Genomic DNA, 21,028 nt, shown 5'->3' with positions numbered 1-21,028 from the left:
CAATGCGGCCGCCGTCAAGAATTGACTTTTCAGTCCCGACTTCACCCTTTAGGCATGCTAGTCCCTTGCACCAATTGATCTAGAGTAGTCGGCTACTGTTTGACAACGGCTTTTTCGCCTCGAAGACTACCGGCAGCTCTCCAAGGATGCCGCGCTCCGGATCGCGAACATTCCACGCAGTGACTTCGAACCGCAGTTCGCTGAGTTTGAGTAGCATCTCCATTCCGAAGATCGTCCAAACAAGCACGCCCGTGTCGGGCCTCACCGGGTCGCCATGGAACAGTTGATCTGCCCTGTAGACGATTTCGCCATTTATCAACTCCGCACGCACGTCATCCCGCCCCTGACTGGGAATAAACGGCACCGTGAAGATGTGGCGCCCGCCAGGCCTGAGAACCCTAAAGATTTCTTCGTGCGCAATGTATGGCGCAGGCATATGTTCGAGCACATCGCTGGACAGCACCAGATCGATGCAGCCGTCACTGAATGACAGGCGTTGTAGATCCTCGTGGCGACGATCGCCGACCATAGTCCCTGGGGCAAACTCGGGGCCGAAGTATTCGGAACTGAGATAGTCAGGCATCGCGCGAAGAGCGGCATGGACTGCACCCGTTGTCTCTGTGTTATAGATCACCGTGCCCGCCGGAAAGACCAATGGTCCGTCGTCCCTCATTTGGAAACGTCGCCGAATGGTCGCAGCCATTTGGCGCTGGCGATTAAATGAACCACAATCCGAGCAAATTCCAGACTCTCGAAGATTGGATGTAAAGCCACTAAAGTTGACTTTGTGACCGCAAACTGGGCAAGACCCATGAAAGATGCTTCCCGGCAGAATCTCCTGCAACGGACTGCTCAGGTCACTTTCGGCGAAAGGATAGAGACGACGAGGACCAAGATGCGCGTTACCTCGAATTCCGAGTGCGATCTCATTGACCTGATACAGGGCGGCGTTTAAACGGCCAACTTGCTCCTGCAAGCTGGCCTCCAGAGGGGAAATCTGCGCCCGAAGCATGTGTTCGAGCCTATGACGCACCGGCGTCCAGAAGGGCCTCACCGCCGATTTTGCGATCGATCTCAGCATTGCCATATTACCTTTCATATTGATCGAGATCGCAACACCGAAAGCCGGGGAGAACAGATGGTGACTCACTAAGGCTAGGCATGGAGACCTCGTAGGAAGGCCTCGACGACCACGAGACCACTCACCTTCTGCGCCAAGGGGCATTCAGCGTTTTCACTGTCTGATCGCAGGAGAAATCGCTTTTTGACGCCTGCTGCAGCCGCCGCTTGCATATCTGATTCACTGTCGCCCACGAAGATGGAGCTGGACAAATCCAACTTCCGTTCGGCGGCAGCCCGAATGATCATCCCAGGCCGCGGTTTTCTGCACTCGCACGTCTTGAGATAGGGTCCGACTCCGTGAGTCGGGTGATGCGGGCAATAGTAAATACCGTCTATCCTGGCACCCTGTTCCTCAAACCTACCTTGCATCCAAGACATATACGTCTCGAACTCCTGTTCGGAATAGTAGCCACGGGCAATGCCGGCTTGATTCGTGATGATGACCACGTCATGGTGCTGGTTCGCGGTACGGACCAGTTCAAAGATTCCGTCGACGAACTCCGTACGTTCAGGGGTGCATACGTAACCATGATCGATATTGATCACGCCATCACGATCAAGAAGAAGCGCGGGACGGGTCATGCAATGCGGCCAAGAGCGGCACTTTCGTTTGACTGAGTTCGTAGTCTTCAGGCACGCCGATGTCAAGGAATCCACTAACACCCGCATACGCCAAGATGCTGAGTTGCCCCAGATGCCTCTCGAAGAAGTCCTTCTCGATGGAAAACTTCGCCGGAAGATCGAAGCTATCAAGGACCGTGCGCTTCAAGAGATAGATGCCCGTGCTGATCATGGCCGCACCCGGCGCGCCGGCCGCCAGATAGCCCACGACGCGTTCGCTCGCGTCGATCTCGAGCGTGCCATAGCGCGATGCATCGTCCACCTTCGCCACCGCGACCGCCGCGTCAAAAGTACCACCTTCAGCCTTGTGCTGCATCAGCTTCAAATCAATGGACGAGAAGGTGTCGCCATTCAGCGCCCAGAAGCTTTCGAATCCCTCCAGACGAGCGGCACGAAGCACCGCCCCGCCGGTACCAAGCGGTTCATCTTCGATGCAGTAACTCAGACGCATGCGCCCAAGTTTGTCGCCAAACGCATCCTGGATCATCGAGGCCTTGTAGCCGACCGAAATACAAGCGTGCTCGACGCCTTGCATTTCCAGATCGCTGAGCAGCCACCACAGAAACGGCTTACCGGCCACGGGCGCTAATGGCTTGGGAACATCGCTCACGACGCGACGAAGCCGCGTTCCCAACCCACCTGCGAGAACGATCACCGGATTCATGGACGTGGAAACATTCGGGCCTCGACCAGCCCGCATACGATATGGCCCAACACAAGATGGCCTTCCTGGATCTTTGGCGTCTCTGTGGAGGGAATTTCCACTGACACATCACAGATATCGGGCTCCGCCCAACCCCGAGCGCCAGTGAAGCCCATGACGAGCAGACCAGAAGATCGCGCTTGCCTCATGGCTGCCAGAATGTTCTTCGATTTCCCCGACGTGGAGTACGCCCAGAAGACATCGCCTTTGACGCCGGTCGCCTGAATCTGCCGCGCAAACAGGTGCTCGTACCCATAGTCGTTGCCGATTGCGGTGATGACCGACGTATCGGTGGTCAAAGCAAATGCCGGCAGACCTGGCCTGTCATACATGAAGCGGCTCACGAACTCTCCAGCGATGTGCTGTGCGTCAGCAGCGCTGCCGCCATTGCCGGCCAGCAAGACCTTGTTCCCCCGGTCGAGCGCGTCGCAAATCTTCAGCGCTGCAAGCTCCACAGTCTTCAGCAGTTGGTCATCGCTACGAATGGCCGTCATGGTCGACAGCGTCTTGTCAATCTCTTGTTCAATAAAACGAATCAATTCTTTCTCCAACATTGGGCACCGCCTTCGGTGAAATTACACGTGAATACCTGGCCCGGGAACGTCTGAAGGCGCCGCATGACCGCGGGCCTCGAAGATAGTTCTGTGAAGAACATCATGAATCCGCCGCCACCGGCGCCGGACACCTTTCCGCTCAACGCGCCGGCTCCGATCGCCGCTTCGTAAACCTCATCGATGGCAGCATTACTGATGCTCTTGGCAAGCTTCTTCTTTTCTTCCCAGCCCGTTCGCATCGACCGTGCAAATCCGTCCCAGTCACCCATCAGCACGGCCTCCTTCATCGCGGATGCTTCCGCCTTGACGCGATGCATGGCCTCCAGCGGTATCTCATGCTGTCGTTCTATGTGGACCGTTTGCTCTTCGATGATCTTGGCGGACTCACGCGATACGCCGGTATAAAACAGCACCAGGGAAGCCTCGAGTTCGGCCTTGATCCGATGCTTCATCCGCAACGGATTGACGATGACGCGATCCTTGTAGAACTCCATGAAATTCATGCCACCAAAAGTCGCGGCATACTGGTCCTGCTTACCGCCGGCCATCCCGAGATCCACACGTTCGATTTCGTAGGCGAGCTTTGCCACTTCGTACTCGCCCAGGGGCAAGGACAAGTATTCGCAAAACGCCTGCAGGATTGCCACGACCATGGCCGAGGACGAGCCCAAGCCCGAGCCCGGAGGGGCTTCCGAGTGCGTCGTGATTGAAACGCTCAATGGTTTCTTTGTGAAGTCACGGACGATTCGGTTGTAAACGCCGACGTGAAGGTCGAGCCCAGGAATTCGCTCCAGTATTTCGGTCGCTGCGCCGCTCCAACTGACATCGCTATCCGCAGCCAACATCGAAACCGAGCCAGGAGATGATGGTGTCAACGTCGCGTAGGCATACTTGTCAATGGTCACATTGAGAACTTGGCCACCAAACGTGTCCGAGTAGGGAGAAACATCCGTGCCGCCTCCAGCAAGGCCAAGCCTCAGCGGCGCGCGTGCACGTACGACCCCAGCCATGCATGCCAACGAGCTGTCGGTCATGCGACGCCTCCTGCGGTCTCGCCGCGCGACAGGTCAGCCCACGGCGCAGGATCGATGTCGAGTTCAAAAATACGCTTCATTGCTTCTCCCGAAAACTGGGCCGCTACAAAAGCAGGGCCACACTGTGACGCGGCCGTCCACGCCCCGTCATCAAATACCAGGCGAATGATGGCGTCTGCCATTGAGTCCGGGTCATCTGTCACGACCGCAGCCCGCTCCAGCCCCATCAACCCCTGCGCTCCGACGTTAGTAGTTACAAGAGGCACGCCATGATGCAAGGCTTCGACCACCTTGCTCTTGACGCCCGCGCCATAGCGCAACGGCACCACCGCCAGCCTCACACTCGCATAGAACGACGCCAATTGCTCGTCAGACACGTAGCCTGTTACCTCGATTTCTTCGTTGGCCAGATCGCGAATCTCCTGGGAAGGATTGGACCCTACCAACGATAGGCGCACGTCCGGCACAGCTTTCCGCACTGCCGGCCATACGTCCTTGACAAACCAGAGCGCGCCGTCGATGTTCGGAGGATGGGCAAAGCCAGCGACGAAAAGAATGTGCTGACGTCGCCGAACGCTCAATGAGGCGCGCTCCACTGGCGCAAAGAAATATGGCGGCAACGTCCTGGCAATCGCGCCCGGCACCGCCTTGAGAACTTCATCAGTCTCCGTACTCGACGGGTAGTAGACGCAATCGACTTCACGCCACAACTCTACTTCTTGAGCACGAGTGGCCGCAGCTTGCTTCAACAGGTCGTCCTGCCCGGTCAGCAACGCAAGTTTTTCCTCGCGCGCATGGTGCAGATCGTGACCGTAGTAAAGCACTTTTGCCCTGCTGGCGACCCTGATGGAGTGGAGGTATTCCACGGCAATATGCGGCCTGCTCAGAAGCACATAGTCGACTTCGTCCCCGTACTCGCGAATCCACAGATCGAAGCCATCTTGATATTCATCCCCGTAGATCACCTCGATGCCGTCTTGTTCGAGCGTCTTCGTGTAGTGGCCATCGAATAAAAGGTTCTGCGGCCAAAACTTGACGTTCATGCCCATCGCCAGGAATACGTCAAGGAAGCAGCGCATCGAGCGCGAGCCTGCATCCCTGTCCGGCTGCGGCACATAGTGGTCCATGACTAGGATAGTCTTCTTGAGCGTAGCGCGATCACGCGCTAGAAAGGCGTGCTCCCCATTGCTGAAATGGCGGGACTCCAGTACCTTGGCCCACCGCTGATAAAACTTGCGTTGGTTGGCAACCTGATAGGCCTTGACACCGACTGTCACGTCAGTGCCATGCGATACGCCTTCGTAGTGAACCACCACCGAAGCGGGCTGATACACGACCCGCAGCCCCAGTTCTCGAACGCGAAATGCCAGGTCCGAATCTTCGCAGTACGCCGGAAGATAGTACTCATCGAAGCCCCCGAGGCGCTCAAAGAGCTCGGTGGGCAACAATAGCGACGCGCCCGAGCAGTAGTCGACGTCCTTGACATAGTTATAGATGCTGCGCGCCGGGTTGTCATTTCGACCGAAGTTCCAAGCGCTGCCATCTTGCCAAAGAATGCCCCCGGCCTCTTGTAGTTTGCCGTTCGGAAAGACCAGCTTGGATCCGACCATTCCGATGGAACCGTCCCTCTTGAACAGTTCGACCATGCGGTCGAGCCACCCGGCCGTAACACGCGTGTCGTTGTTCAAGAGATAGATATACTTGCCACGCGCCAAATTGGCAGCTTCGTTGCAAGAACGTAGGAAGCCGAGATTCTGGGCGTTCTGCTTGAAGATCAACCCTGGCACATTTTCGAGCTTGAGGATCTCGGAATCACCTGATGCATCTTCCGCCACAATAATCTCGATCGGTACCGCCGGCATGTTGTCGGCAATCGACTCAAGGCAAATCAAAGTCTGAGGAAGATTCCCGTAAGTCGGAATGACAATGCTCACCTCTGGGTTCGCCGATGTGTTGAACCTCAGTTGTTCGAGCAGCTGCGCGTCCCTTCCCAGTCGCCGCCAGGCCTCATAGCGGGGGGTCTCACGAAATACCGGGCCGAAGATCCGAAACACCGCGTGCGCCATCGCGTCTCTGGCCGACTCGCTAAGAGGAACGGACTTGTATGTCAGATACGAGAGCCGCTGTACCCGCGCCTTGGCTAGAGCACGTGCGCCCGCACCCCTATTCGCCGAGAGATCCTTTAAGGCGCGGAGTGGTGCCGTCACACGCCAAGAAGTTGAGCGATACACCTCATCGAGCTGACGACGTAGGTTCTCGGACTGCCGCGTCATGGCGACAAGCTTGGCGATCGCTTGCTGCTGCCCCAAACCATGTCGCGCCGAAGCTGGGATACCAGCGCGAGGGCCCCCCTCTTTGTATCGCGGGCGTTCGGCGAGCCTTTGCTCCAGCAGGTCGCGCCGCCGTGCCAGTTCGTTATACCTGTTCTGCAGTTCGTCATACGAGTTCGAGACAGTGGTGAATTCGCGCTCCAACCCACTGTGAAGTTTTTGAAGGTCGTCAAGCCGTTCGCGAAGCGTGATCAGGTCCTCCTCACGCAAAGCGTTTAAACGCGACCGAAGGTCCTTGTTCTCCGCATCGAGCCTTAGGGCCCAAGCGCTCCCTTCTTCTGACTCGGCCTGAAGTCCACCATATCGCTTCGATAACGTATCGAATTCACCCTCCAACCCAGAAGCCCACCGCAGAACCTTCTGTTGCTCCCGGTAGATGTCCACCTCTGTCTCAAAAAAAGCCGACGGCCTCAGGTCCTTCAGCGATTCGGTGTCCGCCGCGCAAACGGCGACAAAGTACATCGGATCCGCAAGCGGCGCGGTCCGTAACTCCACTTTTCCTTCATGCAAGAGCAGCGCTTCGTACTGACCTTCACTGCCAGCGTCCAAAGGAAACAACGCAGAGGCTGTCATGAACCGTTGCCCCATGTACCGCACGCTCGGAAACTGCTCCTTCAACAACGCGTCAAACTCGTCCATATCGAGTTCCTTGACATGAAACTCGTTGACGAAATTGCGATTGTCGGAATAAACCTTCTTGTTTGGCGAAGAGATGATCAACAGCCCCGCCGGACGAAGGACCCGTCGCAGTTCCGCAATCATTTCTCGTTGGTCAGCAAGATGTTCGATCGTTTCGAAGGAAACGACTAGATCCACGCAGGCGTCCGGGAGAGGAATGGCTGTTGCGCTCCCTACCTTGAATCGCACATTCTGGAGTTCCCGATACTTGTCACTCGCGTGCGCAACTGCGTCCGCCGAAATATCGATGCCTATGACCGACTTGGCAGCATTTGCCAAGAGAGCTGTGCCGTAGCCCTCCCCACAGGCGATGTCGAGTACGTCGCAGCCCGCAGCATGTGCAACCGACCAGCCATATCGGTGCATGTGTTCGTAGTGGATTTCTCCGGCTTCACTCGGAATGAAGCGTTCGCCAGTAAATTCGATCATTAGTTTTGGGTACAGCTATCGCGCTTATCGAGTATCAATGCCAAGTTCCGAACGCCGAGCGCCGCGTCTCATTCCGCCCGACGTCGCTACTCAAAAACTTCCGCATCAGACAATGGTTTGCCCGCTTCATCCTTGCCGGAGAGCGCGGGGGGCTTGCCGACAGAGGGCCACTCGATTCCAATGGACTTGTCATTCCACGCGATCGATCGTTCGTGCATCGGGGCGTAGTAGTCAGTCGTCTTGTAGAGAAAGTCCGCCATCTCGCTCAACACCAAAAAACCGTGCGCGAAACCTGGTGGCACCCAAAACTGCCTTTGATTGTCCTCGTTAAGCTCTACACCAACCCATTTGCCGAAGGTCGGTGAACTCTTGCGAATATCGACCGCCACATCGAAGACCGAACCGCGCACAACCCTGACGAGCTTGCCCTGTGGCTGTTGAATTTGGTAATGCAGCCCTCGCAAAACACCCCTCACGGAACGCGAGTGGTTGTCCTGGACGAAGTCGACATGTGTGCCGAGGGCCTGGTCGAAGTCCTTCTGATTGAAGCTCTCAAGGAAGAAACCCCGCGAGTCCCCGAACAACTTTGGCTCGAGCACAAACACCTCGGGAATTGACGTCTGAATCACCTTCACGAGCGCACCTCATCCAAGAGCAATCGAGACAGATACTTTCCGTAAGTGTTCTTCTGCAAAGGCTCCGCCAGCCGCGCGAGCTGCTCTTTGTCGATAAAGCCGTGGCGCCATGCGATCTCTTCCGGGCATGCAATCTTGAGGCCCTGCCTGTGCTCCAGCGTTGCGATGAACTGGCCCGCCTCGAGCAAGCTTTCATGGGTGCCAGTATCGAGCCATGCGTAGCCGCGCTGCATGATCTGCACGTTCAAGCCGCCCATGTCTAGGTACGCTTGATTGACTGCTGTTATCTCGAGTTCGCCGCGCGCGCTGGGCTTGACAGACTTCGCAATATCGACAACTTGGTTGTCGTAAAAATAGAGTCCCGTCACCGCGTAGCTGCTCTTGGGATTCGTTGGCTTCTCTTCGATGCTGCTGGCCTTTCCGTCGGCATCGAACGCGACCACACCATATCGCTCAGGGTCATGGACGTGATAAGCGAAGACTGTCGCTCCGGCCGCTCGCGCATCAGCGGCCGCCAGCAGATTCACAAAATCATGGCCGTAGAAGATGTTGTCTCCCAACACCAAGGCACTCGGCGAACCGCTCAGAAACGCCTCGCCAATGATGAACGCCTGTGCCAGTCCATCAGGACTCGGCTGCACCGCATACTGCAAATCGATGCCCCACTGGCTGCCATCGCCCAGCAATTGCTGAAAGCGCGGCGTGTCCTGTGGCGTGCTGATAATTAGTATGTCGCGTATGCCACTTAGCATCAAAGTGCTCAACGGGTAGTAGATCATCGGCTTGTCGTACACCGGGAGCAGTTGCTTGCTGATCGCCAATGTAGCGGGGTGCAAGCGCGTACCGGATCCACCAGCCAGGATGATTCCTTTGCGTTCGGTCATTTTGTTGCGTGTTGAAGTTGGAAGGTCTCGTTCAGCATCCGTGCGACACCCTGTTGCCAATGTGGCAGTTTGAGATCAAATGCAGCCTGCAGTTTGTCAGTGTTGAGCCGAGAGTTGTGTGGGCGCTTGGCAGGTGTGGGGAATGCGCTGGTCGGCACAGGGTCGACGGACGCGGGCGACGCTTGGAGTTCAATACCAGCAGCCTGAGCCTGTTCCAGCACGAAGCGCGCGTAGCCATGCCAAGCGGTCTCGCCGCCGGCGACAAGGTGGTAGAGACCGGCTTTGACTGGTTCGCGCAGCGTGTCGCGAATCGCGTGCGCCGTCACATCGGCCAGCAATTCAGCCCCGGTCGGTGCGCCGAATTGGTCGTCAATGACCGTAAGCCGTTCACGCTCCTGTGCCAAACGCAGCATGGTCTTCGCGAAGTTGCCGCCGCGCGACGCATAGACCCAACTCGTGCGAAAAATGAGGTGGCGCGCGCAGTGCTGCGCCACCAGTTGCTCGCCTTCGAGCTTGGTACTGCCATACACACTGAGCGGCCCAGTAGCATCACCCTCCTGCCAGGGCCGCGTCCCGCTGCCGTCGAAGACATAGTCCGTCGAGTAGTGAACCATCAACGCGCCAATTTGCTGTGCAGCCTGCGCAACCACGCCGGGCGACGTTGCGTTGAGCTTTCGCGCGAGTTCCGGCTCGCTTTCCGCTTTGTCCACGGCCGTGTGCGCCGCCGCATTGACGATGACATCCGGCCGCACCCTGAGCACAGTGTCTGCTAGCTTCTCTGGCTGACTGAAGTCCGCGTGGAAATCCGTGCTGTGGAAATCGAGCGCTACCAGTTCGCCGAGTGGTGCCAGGCTGCGCTGCAATTCCCAGCCGACCTGCCCGCCCTTTCCGAGCAGTAGCACCTTCATGCTTGCGCCTTCGCGGGAGCGCCCGCGTATTGCTTCTGGACCCATTCGCGGTAGGCGCCGCTCTGAACGTTACGCACCCATTCGGCGTTCGCCAGATACCACTCGACCGTCTTGCGAATGCCCGTGTCGAAAGTCTCAGCCGGCTTCCAGCCCAACTCGCGTTCGAGCTTGCGCGCATCGATCGCATAGCGTCTGTCATGGCCAGGACGGTCTGTGACGTAGGTGATCTGCTCGCGGTAGCTCTTGCCATCGGCGCGAGGGCGGAGTTCGTCGAGCAGCGCGCAGACGGTATTGACGATCTCGATGTTGGGCTTCTCGTTCCAGCCGCCAACGTTGTAGGTCTCGCCGAGGCGCCCGGATTCGAGAACCCGACGGATCGCGCTGCAGTGGTCCTTGACGTAGAGCCAATCGCGTACCTGCATGCCGTCACCGTACACCGGCAACGACTTGCCGGCGAGCGCGTTGACGATCATCAGAGGGATAAGCTTCTCGGGGAAGTGGAACGGACCATAGTTGTTCGAGCAATTGGTCGTGACCACCGGCAGGCCATACGTGTGATGCCATGCCCGGACCAGATGGTCACTTGCCGCCTTGCTGGCCGAGTAGGGGCTGTTGGGCTCGTACTTGTTCTCTTCCGTGAAAGCCGGGTCGGATGCAGAGAGAGAGCCGTAAACCTCATCGGTCGAGACGTGCAGACAACGAAAGGCTTCTTTTTGATCGGCCGGCAATCCATTCCAATAGCCACGCACCGATTCGAGCAGTCGGAATGTCCCGAGCACATTGGTCTGCACGAAATCCTCGGGTCCGTGAATCGAGCGATCAACGTGCGATTCGGCTGCGAAATTGACCACTGCGCGGGGCTTGTGCTCGGCGAGCAGTTTGTCGACGAGGGCGCTGTCGCCGATGTCACCCTGCACGAAGACGTGCTTCGGGTTGGCCTTCAGCGATGAGAGCGTCTCCAGATTTCCAGCGTAGGTCAGCTTGTCCAGATTGACGACCGCTTCCTCGCTTTGCGCAATCCAGTCGAGAACGAAATTAGCGCCAATGAAGCCCGCGCCGCCGGTAACCAGAATCATGTGGGTCCCTCGTTGTTGTCCGAATAATCTAACCGCCTGCCGGCGCTCAAGCGGGGCATTATCCCATTCGTAAATGTTTCAATCCGCAGCTAGAACCCGGCCTCTACACGGAACCTGTCTTCCGCGGCTAGAGTGTCGTGGCGCTTAAAGGATCCCTCTATGTCCACCCCCCAAGACGACAACAAGTCCACCGACCGCATCAAAGACTCCGCCCAACAAATCTGGCTAGCCGGCCTCGGCGCCTTCGCCAAGATGCAGCAGGAAGGCAGCAAGGCCTTCGAGGCGCTCGTCAAGGACGGCGTCGGCGTCCAGAAGCGCACCCAGCAGGCCGCCGAAGAAACGCTGGCCCAGGCCCAAGCCCGAATGGCTGGCTTCGCCAGCGAGTTCGGCACAAAAGCCGCCGGCGGATGGGGCAAGCTCGAGAACATCTTCGAGGACCGCGTCGCGCGCGCCCTCGAAAAGCTGGGCATGCCGTCGGCCCAGGAGGTGGCGGCGCTGCAGGCACGGGTCGAGGCCCTCGAAGCGGCATTGCGTCGCAAGGAGGCCGCCAGTGCACCGGCGAATGCTGCAGCGCGCAAGACGACCGTGCGCAAGTCGTCCGATACGACCAAGCCCTCGACGGCAAAGCCCTCGCAGCGACGCACACTCGGCGGCGACTGATAAGCCCTGACCGGAGGCCAGGCCTCCCGGTCTTCGCGGGACAAGCGGCGCTCAACGCCCTGCGCCGCCACAACTTGCGCTAGAGTGTCCCCCAGAGACAAAACGGGGCTACGACATGGCCAAGAAAGCGCCACGCCGCACTGCACAACGCATCCTCGAAGCCGCACTTGACCTGTTCAATCGGTTCGGGGAACCGAACGTCTCGACGACACTGGTCGCAGGCGAACTCAACATCAGTCCCGGCAACCTCTACTACCACTATCCCGCGAAGGACGAGCTGATCAACCGGCTCTATGAAGGCTACGAGACGGAGCTCAACGAGTTGCTGCACGCGAGCCAGGGCGTTCACGACGTCGAGGATGCATGGTTCTTCATGCACAGTCTTTTCGAGCTGATCTGGCGCTACCGCTTCCTCTATCGCGATCTCAACGACCTCCTGAGCAAGAACCGGCACCTCGAAACGCAGTTCCAGCTGGTGCTCAAGAACAAGGCACGCGCCATTCGCGCCCTCCTCGCCGGGCTCAGCCAGGCCGGCCACCTCGACATCGACTCGCGCGAGGTCGACACACTCGCGCAAAGCATGGTGGTCGTGCTGACCTATTGGCTCAGCTATGAATACGTGCGCAATCCACGTGAAGCCCTGGAGCCGGCCCACGCCCAGGGTGCGCTGCTGCGCGGCGCCCACCACACACTGCACCTGTTGGCGCCCTATTTGGCAACGGAGCAGCGGAGGCATTTGCTGACACTCAGTTGCGCCTATTCGGGCGAAGATCAACCTGCAACGGTCTGACTTGAATATTTCTTTTTGAATGACCCACCCGGACCTCCAACCCCTCCCGCGGCTGTCCAGCAGCCACACGCCGACGACAGGGCCCTGGACTCGAATGCCCTACCGGGATACGCCTCGCTTCGATGCGTCGAGTGTGGTGGAGCACTGGTCTCGCCTGCATATCGGCCAGGGCATCCCGCCGCCGGCGCCGGGCCCGCTGGCGGAGGGTTGGGCCCTCTATCACGGCGGGGAGTTCGAGCGGGCTGTCGACGTCGCCCTGAATCAGGGGCGTGAGGGCTTGGCGCTCGCCAATCAGGCGACTGCGATCTACGCCAACTATCTCGAGCCGCGCGAAGGGACCCGTCTGGCCCTCTTCAGACAAGTGGCCGAACGCGCCACCGCACAGGTTTCCACGGAGCCGAACAACTGCGAGGCGCTCTATTGGCAAGCCTACGCGCTGGGCCGCTATAGCCAGGGCATCAGCGTGGCGCGCGCGTTGGCGCAAGGCCTGGGATCCAAGGTCAAGGGCGCGCTCGAGCGCGTGATCGAGCTGCAACCGCACCACGGCGAAGCCCATGTCGCGCTCGCGGCCTTCCACGCCGAGGTCATCGACAAGGTTGGCGCGCTGGTCGGCCGAATGACTTACGGTGTGCGGGCGGAGGCCGCGGTCGAATTGTTCGAGCGCGGCCTGCAACTCAACCCGCATTCGGCCATCGCGCTGATGGAATATGCGCGGGGGCTCTTGATGCTGTATGGCGAATCGCGCATGGCCGAAGCGACCCGGCTCTATGAAAAGGCGGCCGGCCTCGAACCGGCAGATGCCCGCGAACGGCTTGACGTTGAACTGGCGCGCGCAGGCCTCTCCGACTGACCGCCACGGTCAGGCGGCGAACCATCGGCGTTCACCTAGAATTCATCCCCATGAGGCACCTTTGGGGGTTGGCTTCGGCCGGCCGCCCAAGGCCCGGCACTCCAACCCAGACTCCCTCCTGCCTGCCCAAGATCGATGAAGATGACTGCCAATCAGCGTTACGGCGCGACCAACGCCGACGCTGACGACCGGCTCGCCCCTTCTGCCACGACAAGCTCCCGAAGCACCGCATCATGGACCACCCTGGGCCTGGTGCTGTTGCTCGCGGCGCTGTGCCTGATCTGGTTCGTCAGTCTCGGTACGCGCTCCCTCATCACGCCCGATGAAGGCCGCTATGCCACGCTCGCGCTCGAGATGGCGCGCAGCGGCGACTGGGTGACGCCCCGCCTGAACGGGCTCCTCTATTTCGAGAAACCGGTCCTTCAATACTGGGTCGGCGCGTTGGCCTTCCTGGCCTTCGGCGTTTCGGATTTCACGGCGCGCCTGTGGCCCGGCGTGGCGGGCTTCCTGACGCTGCTGGCCGTCGGCTTCACTGCCGGCCGTCTCTGGGGCCGGGAGGCCGGCATCCGGGCGCTCGCCATCACCGCGTCGACGACCTGGATCGTCGGCAACAGCCACTTCCTCACGCTCGACGCCGGGCTGACGCTGTTTCTCACGCTGGCGCTTTGCGGCGTGCTGCTGGCCAACGACAGCGCTACTTCGGACGTGTCGGACGTGCGCGCTCGCCGCCGCTGGATCTGGCTCGCCTGGGCCGCGATGGCCGGCGCGGTGCTGAGCAAGGGCCTGGTCGGCATCGCCATCCCCGGGGCCGTGCTGGTCATCGTCAGCATCTGGCGGCGCAACATGCAACTCTGGCGAGGCATGCACTGGTTCTCGGGCTTGCTCATCTTCTTCGTGCTCGCGACACCGTGGTTCGTGCTGGTATCGGCGCGCAATCCCTCCTTCGCACAGTTCTTCTTCATTCACGAGCACTGGCAGCGCTATGTGTCCAACGTGCACCAACGCGTGGGTGCGTGGTGGTACTACGTTCCCCTCCTCTTGGGCGGGATGCTGCCCTGGACCGGCGCACTGCCATGGCTGTTCCGCAAGGAGAGTCCGGACAGCGGTCGGCCGCCGATCTCCGCCCGCGACATCCTGCTGGTCTGGTGCGTCTTCATCTTCCTGTTTTTCTCCGCGTCGGGCTCCAAGCTTCCGTCGTACATCCTGCCGATGTTCCCGGCGCTGGCGCTGTTGATCACCATGCAGTTGCGCGATGCCTCGTCGTCCGCCTTGCGTTGGCATCTGCTGTTGCCGGTCCTGGCTTGGGGACTGGTCTTTGTCGTCTCGACGCAAACCGATCGCTTCGTCTCGCTCACCACGCCGGCCGAGATGCTCGCGCCGATGGCCGCAGCCGTGCGGGTGGGTGCCGCCGTCTTCCTCGTGGGCGCGGCCATCGCCTGGTGGTGCCTGGGTCGGCGCAAGGTCACGGCGGCCGTGCTGAGCCTGGCGTTCTGCCACCTGATCGGGACCACCGTGGTCCTGCAGTCGCACAACACCTACGGCCAGCTCAAGAGCGCCGCAACCCTGGTGCCCATCCTGCAGCGCGAGATCACGCCTGACACGCCGGTCTTTTCCGTTCGCGCCTACGACCAGACGCTACCCTTCTACCTGGGGCGCGAGGTGACGTTGGTTGAGTACATCGATGAATTCGCCCTCGGCGAAATCCAGGAGCCGGACCGCTGGATCAAGTCGCTCGACGAGTTCGTGGCCCGCTGGCAGTCGCTGCCCCAGGCAGCCGCCTACATGGGGCGGGACACGTGGATGGAACTCCAGCAGCGCGGCCTGCCGATGCGAATCGTGTTCGAAGACCAGCGACGCGTCGTGGTCACCAAGAAATAAATGAAAGCACTTGATTTCCTGTGGGTCCTGAGCGGCGTGCTGCTCAACGCCGTAGCCCAGCTTCTCCTCAAGGCCGGTGCCAACAGCGCCGGCGAGATCTCCATGTCGGCCGGTGCGCCCGCCCTCTTCCGGACGGCCCTCGGTCTCGCCCATCACCCCGGCATCCTGGGCGGACTGGCCTGTTACGCCATCAGCGTGGTGGTCTGGATCATCGCGCTGTCGCGCGTCGAAGTGAGCATCGCGTACCCTATGCTCTCCATCGGCTACGTCGTCAATGCCATGCTTGCCTGGTGGCTATTCGGCGAAGACGTCAATCTGCAGCGCTGGTTGGGCATTGGTGTGATCATCGTCGGCGTGATCCTGGTAGCCCGCAGCGGGAGTACCGCATGAGTTCACTACCGTTTCTTCCTTTCACTCGCCCGTCGATCGACGAACGCACCATCGCCGAAGTCGGCGACGTGCTGCGCTCGGGCTGGATCACGACCGGCCCCAAATGCCAGGCGCTCGAAGCGGCCCTGTCGCAACGCCTGGGCGGCCGGCCCGTACGGCTGGTGAGCTCGGCCACCGCCTCTTTGGAACTCGGCCTGCGGCTGTGTGGCATCGGTCCCGGCGACGAGGTCATCACCACGCCGCTGAGCTGGGTGGCCACTGCCAATGTAGTGCTCGCAGTGGGCGCAACGCCTGTGTTCGTGGATGCCGATGCGAAGACCCGCAACATCGATCTCGACCTGATGGAACGCGCCATCACGCCGCGCACCCGCGCGCTGCTGCCGGTCGACCTCGCCGGCCTGCCGGTGGATCGTGACCGGCTCAATGCAGTGGCCCGGAAGCACAACCTCCGCGTGGTCGAAGACGCGGCGCAATCCTTCGGTTCCCATTGGGGCGACCGCGAGATCGGCAGCTTCGGCGACCTGGTGTCGTTCAGTTTCCACGCCAACAAGAACTTCACGACCTCCGAAGGCGGCTGCCTGGTCCTCAACAACGAGGATGAAGCGCGGCGTTTCGAAAAGCTCCGCCTCCAGGGCGTGACCCGCCTTCCGGACGGCGGCATGGAAGTCGAGGAGTGGGGCAGCAAGGCCAACCTCACCGACGTGGCAGCCGCCATCGGGCTGGGACAACTCCGGCAGGTCGACGACTTCAACATCCGCCGGCGGCAACTGGCCGAGCGCTATCTCGCGCAATGGGACACCACGCTCGGATTCGAACTGCCTCCCGCCGACCTGACGCGGCAAGGCAACTGGCACATGTTCCAGCCCCTGCTTCCGCGCGAACTCGCGCCGCGCCGGGGCGACTTCATCGCGGCGATGCGGGCGCAAGGCATCGGCGTCGGCGTGCATTACCCCGCCATGCATCTCTTCTCCATGTTCCGCAAGCGCGGTTGCGCGCCGGGCGATTTCCCGGTCGCCGAAGACATCGGCGCGCGGACGCTCACGCTCCCCCTGTTCCCGGCCATGACCGACGCCGACGTGGATCGCGTCTGTGCCGCGGTTGCCACCGTCATGGCCGAGCTGCGCTGAAAATGAAGCTCACCCCCAGCCTCGCCCACTTCGTGTGGCTCGGACACCCCCTCTCCGGGGGCAACCCCAGCGGCCCGGCCAAGCCGGTTCCGCGGGGTTTCTGGCCTCGGCTGTGCCGGTTCCAAGGGTCGTGGGTCGCTCGAAGCGCGGCGGGAAACTGACATGCAGATGAACGACACCGCTACTTCGGCGATCACGCAACCACCGTTCCTGGCGGACCGGCCGACGCTGAGCGTCGTGATCCCGGTCTACAACGAGGAGGCGGGGCTGGCCGCCCTGTTCGAGCGGCTCTATCCCGCGCTCGACGCACTGGCGCTCGCGTACGAGATCGTCTTCATCGACGACGGCAGCCGCGACCGCTCGGCATCGTTGCTGGCAGCGCAATTCGAAAGTCGGCCGGACGTCACGCGCGTGATCCTGCTCAACGGCAATTTCGGCCAGCACCGGGCGATCCTCGCGGGCTTCGAGCATTGCCGCGGCGATCGCGTCGTCACGCTCGATGCCGACCTGCAGAACCCGCCGGAGGACATTCGCCTGCTCCTCGAGGCGATGGACGAGGGCTCCGACTACGTCGGTTCGATCCGGCGTGATCGCCAGGACGTCGCCTGGCGCCGTTGGGCCTCGCGCGCGATGAACGGGCTTCGGCACCGGCTCACCGGCATCGCGATGACCGATCAGGGTTCGATGATGCGGTCGTACAGCCGCGACGTCATTCAGCTCATCAACCAGTGCAACGAGATGAACACTTTCATCCCGGCGCTGGCCTATCAGTTCGCCAAGCATCCGACCGAAGTGTTGATCGGCCACGAGGCGCGGCATGCCGGTGAATCCAAATATTCGCTGTACAGCCTGATTCGCCTGAACTTCGATCTCGTCACCGGCTTTTCGCTGGTGCCGCTGCAGGCCTTCTCGATGCTGGGACTCGTCGTCTCGCTGCTCTCGGGGCTGCTGTTCGTGATCCTGGCGGGACGGCGTCTCATCCTCGGCCCCGAAGTGGGCGGTGTGTTCACGCTGTTCGCGCTGGTGTTCCTGCTGATCGGCCTGGCCCTCTTCGGCATCGGGCTGCTCGGCGAGTACATCGGCCGCATCTACCAGGAAGTCCGGGCACGGCCGCGCTACCTGGTCAGCGCCATCCTGGAGCGCAGGGAATGAGCGCCGCCGGACGCGCGCCGCGCGCGATCGTCTTCGCCTATCACGATGTCGGCGTGCGCTGCCTGCAGGTGTTGCTCGACGCAGGCGTCGACGTCGGACTGGTCGTGACACATACCGACTCGCCGAACGAAACGATCTGGTTCGGCAGCGTGGCGTCCGTGGCGGCGGAACAAGGGCTGCGATTCGTCACGCCCGCTGATCCGCACGATCCGGCGCTGCTTGAAAGCGCGCGCGCGTTCGATCCCGATTTCCTGTTCTCCTTCTACTACCGGCAGATGTTGAAGCGCGAATGGCTCGACATGCCGCGCCGCGGCGCCTTCAACATGCACGGCTCGCTGCTGCCGCAATACCGGGGCCGCGCGCCCGTGAACTGGGCCGTCCTCCACGGTGCGCGCGAGACGGGCGCGACCCTGCATCGCATGAACGAAAAGCCGGACAACGGCGCCATCGTCGACCAGTTCGCCGTGCCCATTCTTTCCAACGACACGGCCCGCGACGTGTTCGGCAAGGTGACACTCGCGGCCGAGATCGTCCTGGCGCGATGCCTGCCGGGACTGCTCGACGGCACGGCCGTGGAGCGCCCGCAGGATCTCTCGCAGGGCGGCTACTTCGGAGGGCGTCGTCCGGAAGACGGGCGCATTCCCAACGATGCGAGCGCCCGGCAAGCCCATGACCTCGTGCGCGCACTCGCGCCGCCCTATCCGTGCGCATTCCTGACCTTCAAGGGTCAGCGCGTCCTCATCGAACGCACGCTGCATGCAGCCGCGCCCGCTGAAGCGCCCGGTCGCGGCCTGCGCCTGTGGACCGACGGCCAGACGCTGTGGCTGACTGCGGCCGACGGGAGTACCCTGCGCGTCCTGTCGGCCCGCCGCGAAGGCGATGCCAAGCCGTTCAACGCCCACGATTTCGAAACGCTCTTCTCCGCCCGCTGGCTCGAAGCCGACGCCTGAGAAGCCCCCATTACCTTCAAGAAAAGCAGATTCACATGCTCAAAGTCCTGATCCTCGGCGTCAACGGCTTCATCGGTCACCACCTGACGCGTCACATCATCGAGACCACCGACTGGGAAGTCCACGGCATGGACATGATGTCGGACCGCGTCGAGCCCTGGCTCGACAACCCGCGCTTCCACTTCTTCGAGGGTGACATCACCATCAACAAGGAGTGGATCGAATACCACGTGAAGAAATGCGACGTGGTGCTGCCGCTGGTGGCGATCGCCACGCCGGCCACCTATGTGCGCGAGCCGCTGCGCGTGTTCGAGCTCGACTTCGAGGCCAATCTCCCCATCATCCGGCAGTGCGTGCGCTACGGAAAACGCGTGGTCTTCCCGTCGACCAGCGAGGTCTACGGCATGTCGACCGACGCGGCCTTCGATCCCGAAGCGTCGAACCTCGTCTACGGCCCGATCAACAAGCCGCGCTGGATCTACGCCTGCGCCAAGCAGCTGATGGATCGCGTGATCCATGCCTACGGCCAGGAGCAAGGCCTGCGCTACACCCTCTTCCGCCCCTTCAACTGGATCGGCCCCGGGCTGGACAGCCTGCATGCACCGAAGGAAGGTTCGAGCCGCGTCATCACCCAATTCCTCGGCCACATCGTGCGCGGCGAGCCGATCCGGCTGGTCGACGGCGGCAGCCAGCAGCGCGCCTTCACCTACGTGGACGACGGCATCTCGGCGCTTGTGAAGATCATCGCCAACAAGGACGGCGTCGCCGACAGCAAGATCTACAACATCGGCAATCCGGCCAACAACCATTCCATCCGCGCGCTCGCCAACATGATGCTGAGCCTGGCGGCCACCTTGCCCGAATACCGGGACGCCGCGGCGAAGGTCAAGCTCATCGACGTCGCCGCGGATGACTACTACGGCAGCGGCTACCAGGACGTCCTGCAGCGCGTGCCTGACATCCGCCGGACCATCTCGGACCTCGACTGGAAGCCCACCGTGGGCATGGAAGACGCGCTGCGCGCGCTGTTCGCGTACTACAGCGATCACGCCGCTGCTGCCGCCGCCGATCTGGAAGCCTGAGCGCGATGGCGCGCATCGCACTCAAGATCGACGTCGACACCCTGCGGGGCACGCGTGAAGGCGTTCCGCCGCTGGTCAAGGTGTTGACCGATGCGGGTGCCGGCGCAAGCTTTCTCTTCAGCCTCGGACCGGATCACACCGGCCGCGCCATCCTGCGCGTGCTGCGCCCGGGATTTCTCAGCAAGGTCTCGCGCACATCCGTGCTCGAGCACTACGGCCTGAAGACCTTGCTCTACGGCGTCTTGCTGCCGGGACCGGACATCGGCCGCAGCGAAGCCGCTACGTTGCGTGCCGTTCGTGACGCGGGATTCGAGGTCGGGGTTCACTGCTGGGACCACGTGCGCTGGCAAGACCAACTCATGGCACACGACGGCGCCTGGGCCGAGCGCGAGATGCGCCTGGCAACAGAACGCCACGCCGAAGTGTTCGGCACGCCGCCGCGCCTGCACGGCGCAGCGGGCTGGCAATTCAACCCTGCTGCCGCCAAGGCCGAAACATCACTGGGCATCACCTTCGCATCGGATTCGCGCGGCACGCATCCCTTCGTACCTGTTGGTGACGACGGCAAGGTGCTCGGCCCACCGCAGTATCCGACCACGCTGCCGACGCTCGACGAACTCATCGGCATCGACGACATCACCGTCGACAACGTGCACGAGCATCTGCTCGCCCTGACCGCGGGCACCACGCAAGACCAGGTCTACACGCTGCACGCCGAACTCGAAGGCATGAAGCTGCGCTCGGTGTTCGAGCGCCTGCTCGCGGGCTGGCGTGCGCAAGGGCACTCGCTCGTCGCCATGCGCGACCTGCACGACGAGTCCGCGAGCGCCACCCTGCCACGGCATCGTCTGGAACAGGGCACCGTGCCGGGGCGATCCGGCCTGCTGGCCGTGCAAGGCGAGGCCTTGGCGGCCTAGGGCCTGTTCACACTACTTCCGGGGATCGCGTTGCCGTGCAAAGGGGCTGGATGCAAGGCGCCCGCGCGCAGCAAGGCTTTGGCCTTGCAAGCGTGGGCAACGCCGCAGCCGGCCCCTTTGCACGGCAACCCGAAGGGAAGGTATGCCAGGACGGGCCACTCGGCGTTGCGCTCCTTGCATGTGCCAACGCACATGCGGCGTCGCGCGCCTTGATTGGCCCGTCCTGGCATACCTTCGCGACCCCGGAAGTAGTGTGAA

Annotated in this window: 20 protein-coding genes; 10 read left to right on the top strand and 10 right to left on the bottom strand. The window is 61.4% G+C overall.

The features are described 5' to 3' along the window. Positions 1-79: 79 nt before the first annotated feature. The 10 genes from AC1DN9_RS04225 to rfbB form a co-directional block, all read right to left on the bottom strand. Positions 80-1,150: a class I SAM-dependent methyltransferase gene (locus AC1DN9_RS04225; RefSeq protein WP_478097597.1), complete on the bottom strand. Its 1,071-nt coding sequence runs from the start codon at positions 1,148-1,150 to the stop codon at positions 80-82. Between the two features lie 5 nt (positions 1,151-1,155). Beyond that, entirely contained in the window at positions 1,156-1,704 is a 549-nt protein-coding gene (locus AC1DN9_RS04220) for a D-glycero-alpha-D-manno-heptose-1,7-bisphosphate 7-phosphatase (RefSeq protein WP_478097595.1), read from the bottom strand. Next, positions 1,679-2,407 (bottom strand): nucleotidyltransferase family protein, encoded by a 729-nt coding sequence (locus AC1DN9_RS04215; RefSeq protein ID WP_478097594.1) that lies wholly within the window; start codon positions 2,405-2,407, stop codon positions 1,679-1,681. The genes AC1DN9_RS04220 and AC1DN9_RS04215 overlap by 26 nt, the downstream gene beginning before the upstream one ends. Further along, on the bottom strand, positions 2,404-2,982 hold the full coding sequence (locus AC1DN9_RS04210; protein WP_478098126.1) for a D-sedoheptulose 7-phosphate isomerase: 579 nt from the start codon (positions 2,980-2,982) through the stop codon (positions 2,404-2,406). The genes AC1DN9_RS04215 and AC1DN9_RS04210 overlap by 4 nt, the downstream gene beginning before the upstream one ends. Then, complete coding sequence (locus AC1DN9_RS04205; RefSeq protein ID WP_478097592.1) at positions 2,982-4,034, bottom strand: GHMP family kinase ATP-binding protein; 1,053 nt, start codon at positions 4,032-4,034, stop codon at positions 2,982-2,984. The genes AC1DN9_RS04210 and AC1DN9_RS04205 overlap by 1 nt, the downstream gene beginning before the upstream one ends. Continuing rightward, a complete protein-coding gene (locus AC1DN9_RS04200) occupies positions 4,031-7,471 on the bottom strand; it encodes a glycosyltransferase (RefSeq protein WP_478097590.1) in 3,441 nt (1,146 codons plus the stop codon). The genes AC1DN9_RS04205 and AC1DN9_RS04200 overlap by 4 nt, the downstream gene beginning before the upstream one ends. A gap of 86 nt (positions 7,472-7,557) precedes the next feature. Beyond that, positions 7,558-8,106, bottom strand: coding sequence for a dTDP-4-dehydrorhamnose 3,5-epimerase (gene rfbC, locus AC1DN9_RS04195; RefSeq protein WP_478097588.1), 549 nt, complete (start codon positions 8,104-8,106; stop codon positions 7,558-7,560). Beyond that, positions 8,103-8,990 (bottom strand): glucose-1-phosphate thymidylyltransferase RfbA, encoded by an 888-nt coding sequence (gene rfbA, locus AC1DN9_RS04190; protein WP_478097586.1) that lies wholly within the window; start codon positions 8,988-8,990, stop codon positions 8,103-8,105. The genes rfbC and rfbA overlap by 4 nt, the downstream gene beginning before the upstream one ends. Beyond that, entirely contained in the window at positions 8,987-9,898 is a 912-nt protein-coding gene (rfbD, locus tag AC1DN9_RS04185; RefSeq protein ID WP_478097584.1) for a dTDP-4-dehydrorhamnose reductase, read from the bottom strand. The genes rfbA and rfbD overlap by 4 nt, the downstream gene beginning before the upstream one ends. Then, positions 9,895-10,974: a dTDP-glucose 4,6-dehydratase gene (gene rfbB / locus AC1DN9_RS04180; RefSeq protein ID WP_478097582.1), complete on the bottom strand. Its 1,080-nt coding sequence runs from the start codon at positions 10,972-10,974 to the stop codon at positions 9,895-9,897. Before rfbB ends, rfbD begins: the two co-directional genes overlap by 4 nt. 159 nt (positions 10,975-11,133) lie before the next feature. Here rfbB and AC1DN9_RS04175 point away from each other — a divergent pair, with 159 nt between their 5' ends. The 10 genes from AC1DN9_RS04175 (at position 11,134) to AC1DN9_RS04130 (ending at position 20,770) form a co-directional block, all read left to right on the top strand. Continuing rightward, the gene (locus AC1DN9_RS04175) at positions 11,134-11,634 is read left to right on the top strand and encodes a phasin family protein (protein WP_478097580.1); all 501 of its coding nucleotides are present in this window, start codon (positions 11,134-11,136) and stop codon (positions 11,632-11,634) included. Positions 11,635-11,749: 115 nt separating this feature from the next. Continuing rightward, complete coding sequence (locus AC1DN9_RS04170; protein ID WP_478097578.1) at positions 11,750-12,424, top strand: TetR/AcrR family transcriptional regulator; 675 nt, start codon at positions 11,750-11,752, stop codon at positions 12,422-12,424. Positions 12,425-12,443: 19 nt separating this feature from the next. Continuing rightward, the gene (locus AC1DN9_RS04165; protein ID WP_478097576.1) at positions 12,444-13,274 is read left to right on the top strand and encodes a hypothetical protein; all 831 of its coding nucleotides are present in this window, start codon (positions 12,444-12,446) and stop codon (positions 13,272-13,274) included. Positions 13,275-13,415: 141 nt separating this feature from the next. Then, positions 13,416-15,152, top strand: coding sequence for a glycosyltransferase family 39 protein (locus AC1DN9_RS04160; protein ID WP_478097574.1), 1,737 nt, complete (start codon positions 13,416-13,418; stop codon positions 15,150-15,152). Then, positions 15,153-15,542: an SMR family transporter gene (locus AC1DN9_RS04155; protein WP_478097572.1), complete on the top strand. Its 390-nt coding sequence runs from the start codon at positions 15,153-15,155 to the stop codon at positions 15,540-15,542. Next, positions 15,539-16,669 (top strand): DegT/DnrJ/EryC1/StrS family aminotransferase, encoded by a 1,131-nt coding sequence (locus AC1DN9_RS04150; RefSeq protein ID WP_478097570.1) that lies wholly within the window; start codon positions 15,539-15,541, stop codon positions 16,667-16,669. Before AC1DN9_RS04155 ends, AC1DN9_RS04150 begins: the two co-directional genes overlap by 4 nt. 168 nt (positions 16,670-16,837) lie before the next feature. After that, positions 16,838-17,821, top strand: coding sequence for a glycosyltransferase (locus AC1DN9_RS04145; RefSeq protein WP_478098124.1), 984 nt, complete (start codon positions 16,838-16,840; stop codon positions 17,819-17,821). Further along, a complete protein-coding gene (locus AC1DN9_RS04140; protein ID WP_478097568.1) occupies positions 17,818-18,771 on the top strand; it encodes a formyltransferase in 954 nt (317 codons plus the stop codon). The genes AC1DN9_RS04145 and AC1DN9_RS04140 overlap by 4 nt, the downstream gene beginning before the upstream one ends. Before the next feature lie 35 nt (positions 18,772-18,806). Continuing rightward, a complete protein-coding gene (locus AC1DN9_RS04135) occupies positions 18,807-19,853 on the top strand; it encodes a bifunctional UDP-4-keto-pentose/UDP-xylose synthase (protein WP_478097566.1) in 1,047 nt (348 codons plus the stop codon). Between the two features lie 5 nt (positions 19,854-19,858). After that, positions 19,859-20,770: a polysaccharide deacetylase family protein gene (locus tag AC1DN9_RS04130; RefSeq protein WP_478097564.1), complete on the top strand. Its 912-nt coding sequence runs from the start codon at positions 19,859-19,861 to the stop codon at positions 20,768-20,770. Positions 20,771-21,028: the final 258 nt, after the last annotated feature.

The organism is Variovorax sp. 05L425, from assembly GCF_056397705.1.
The sequence above is the reverse complement of the archived record's forward strand: the minus strand, read 5'-3'. Positions and strand labels throughout refer to the sequence as shown.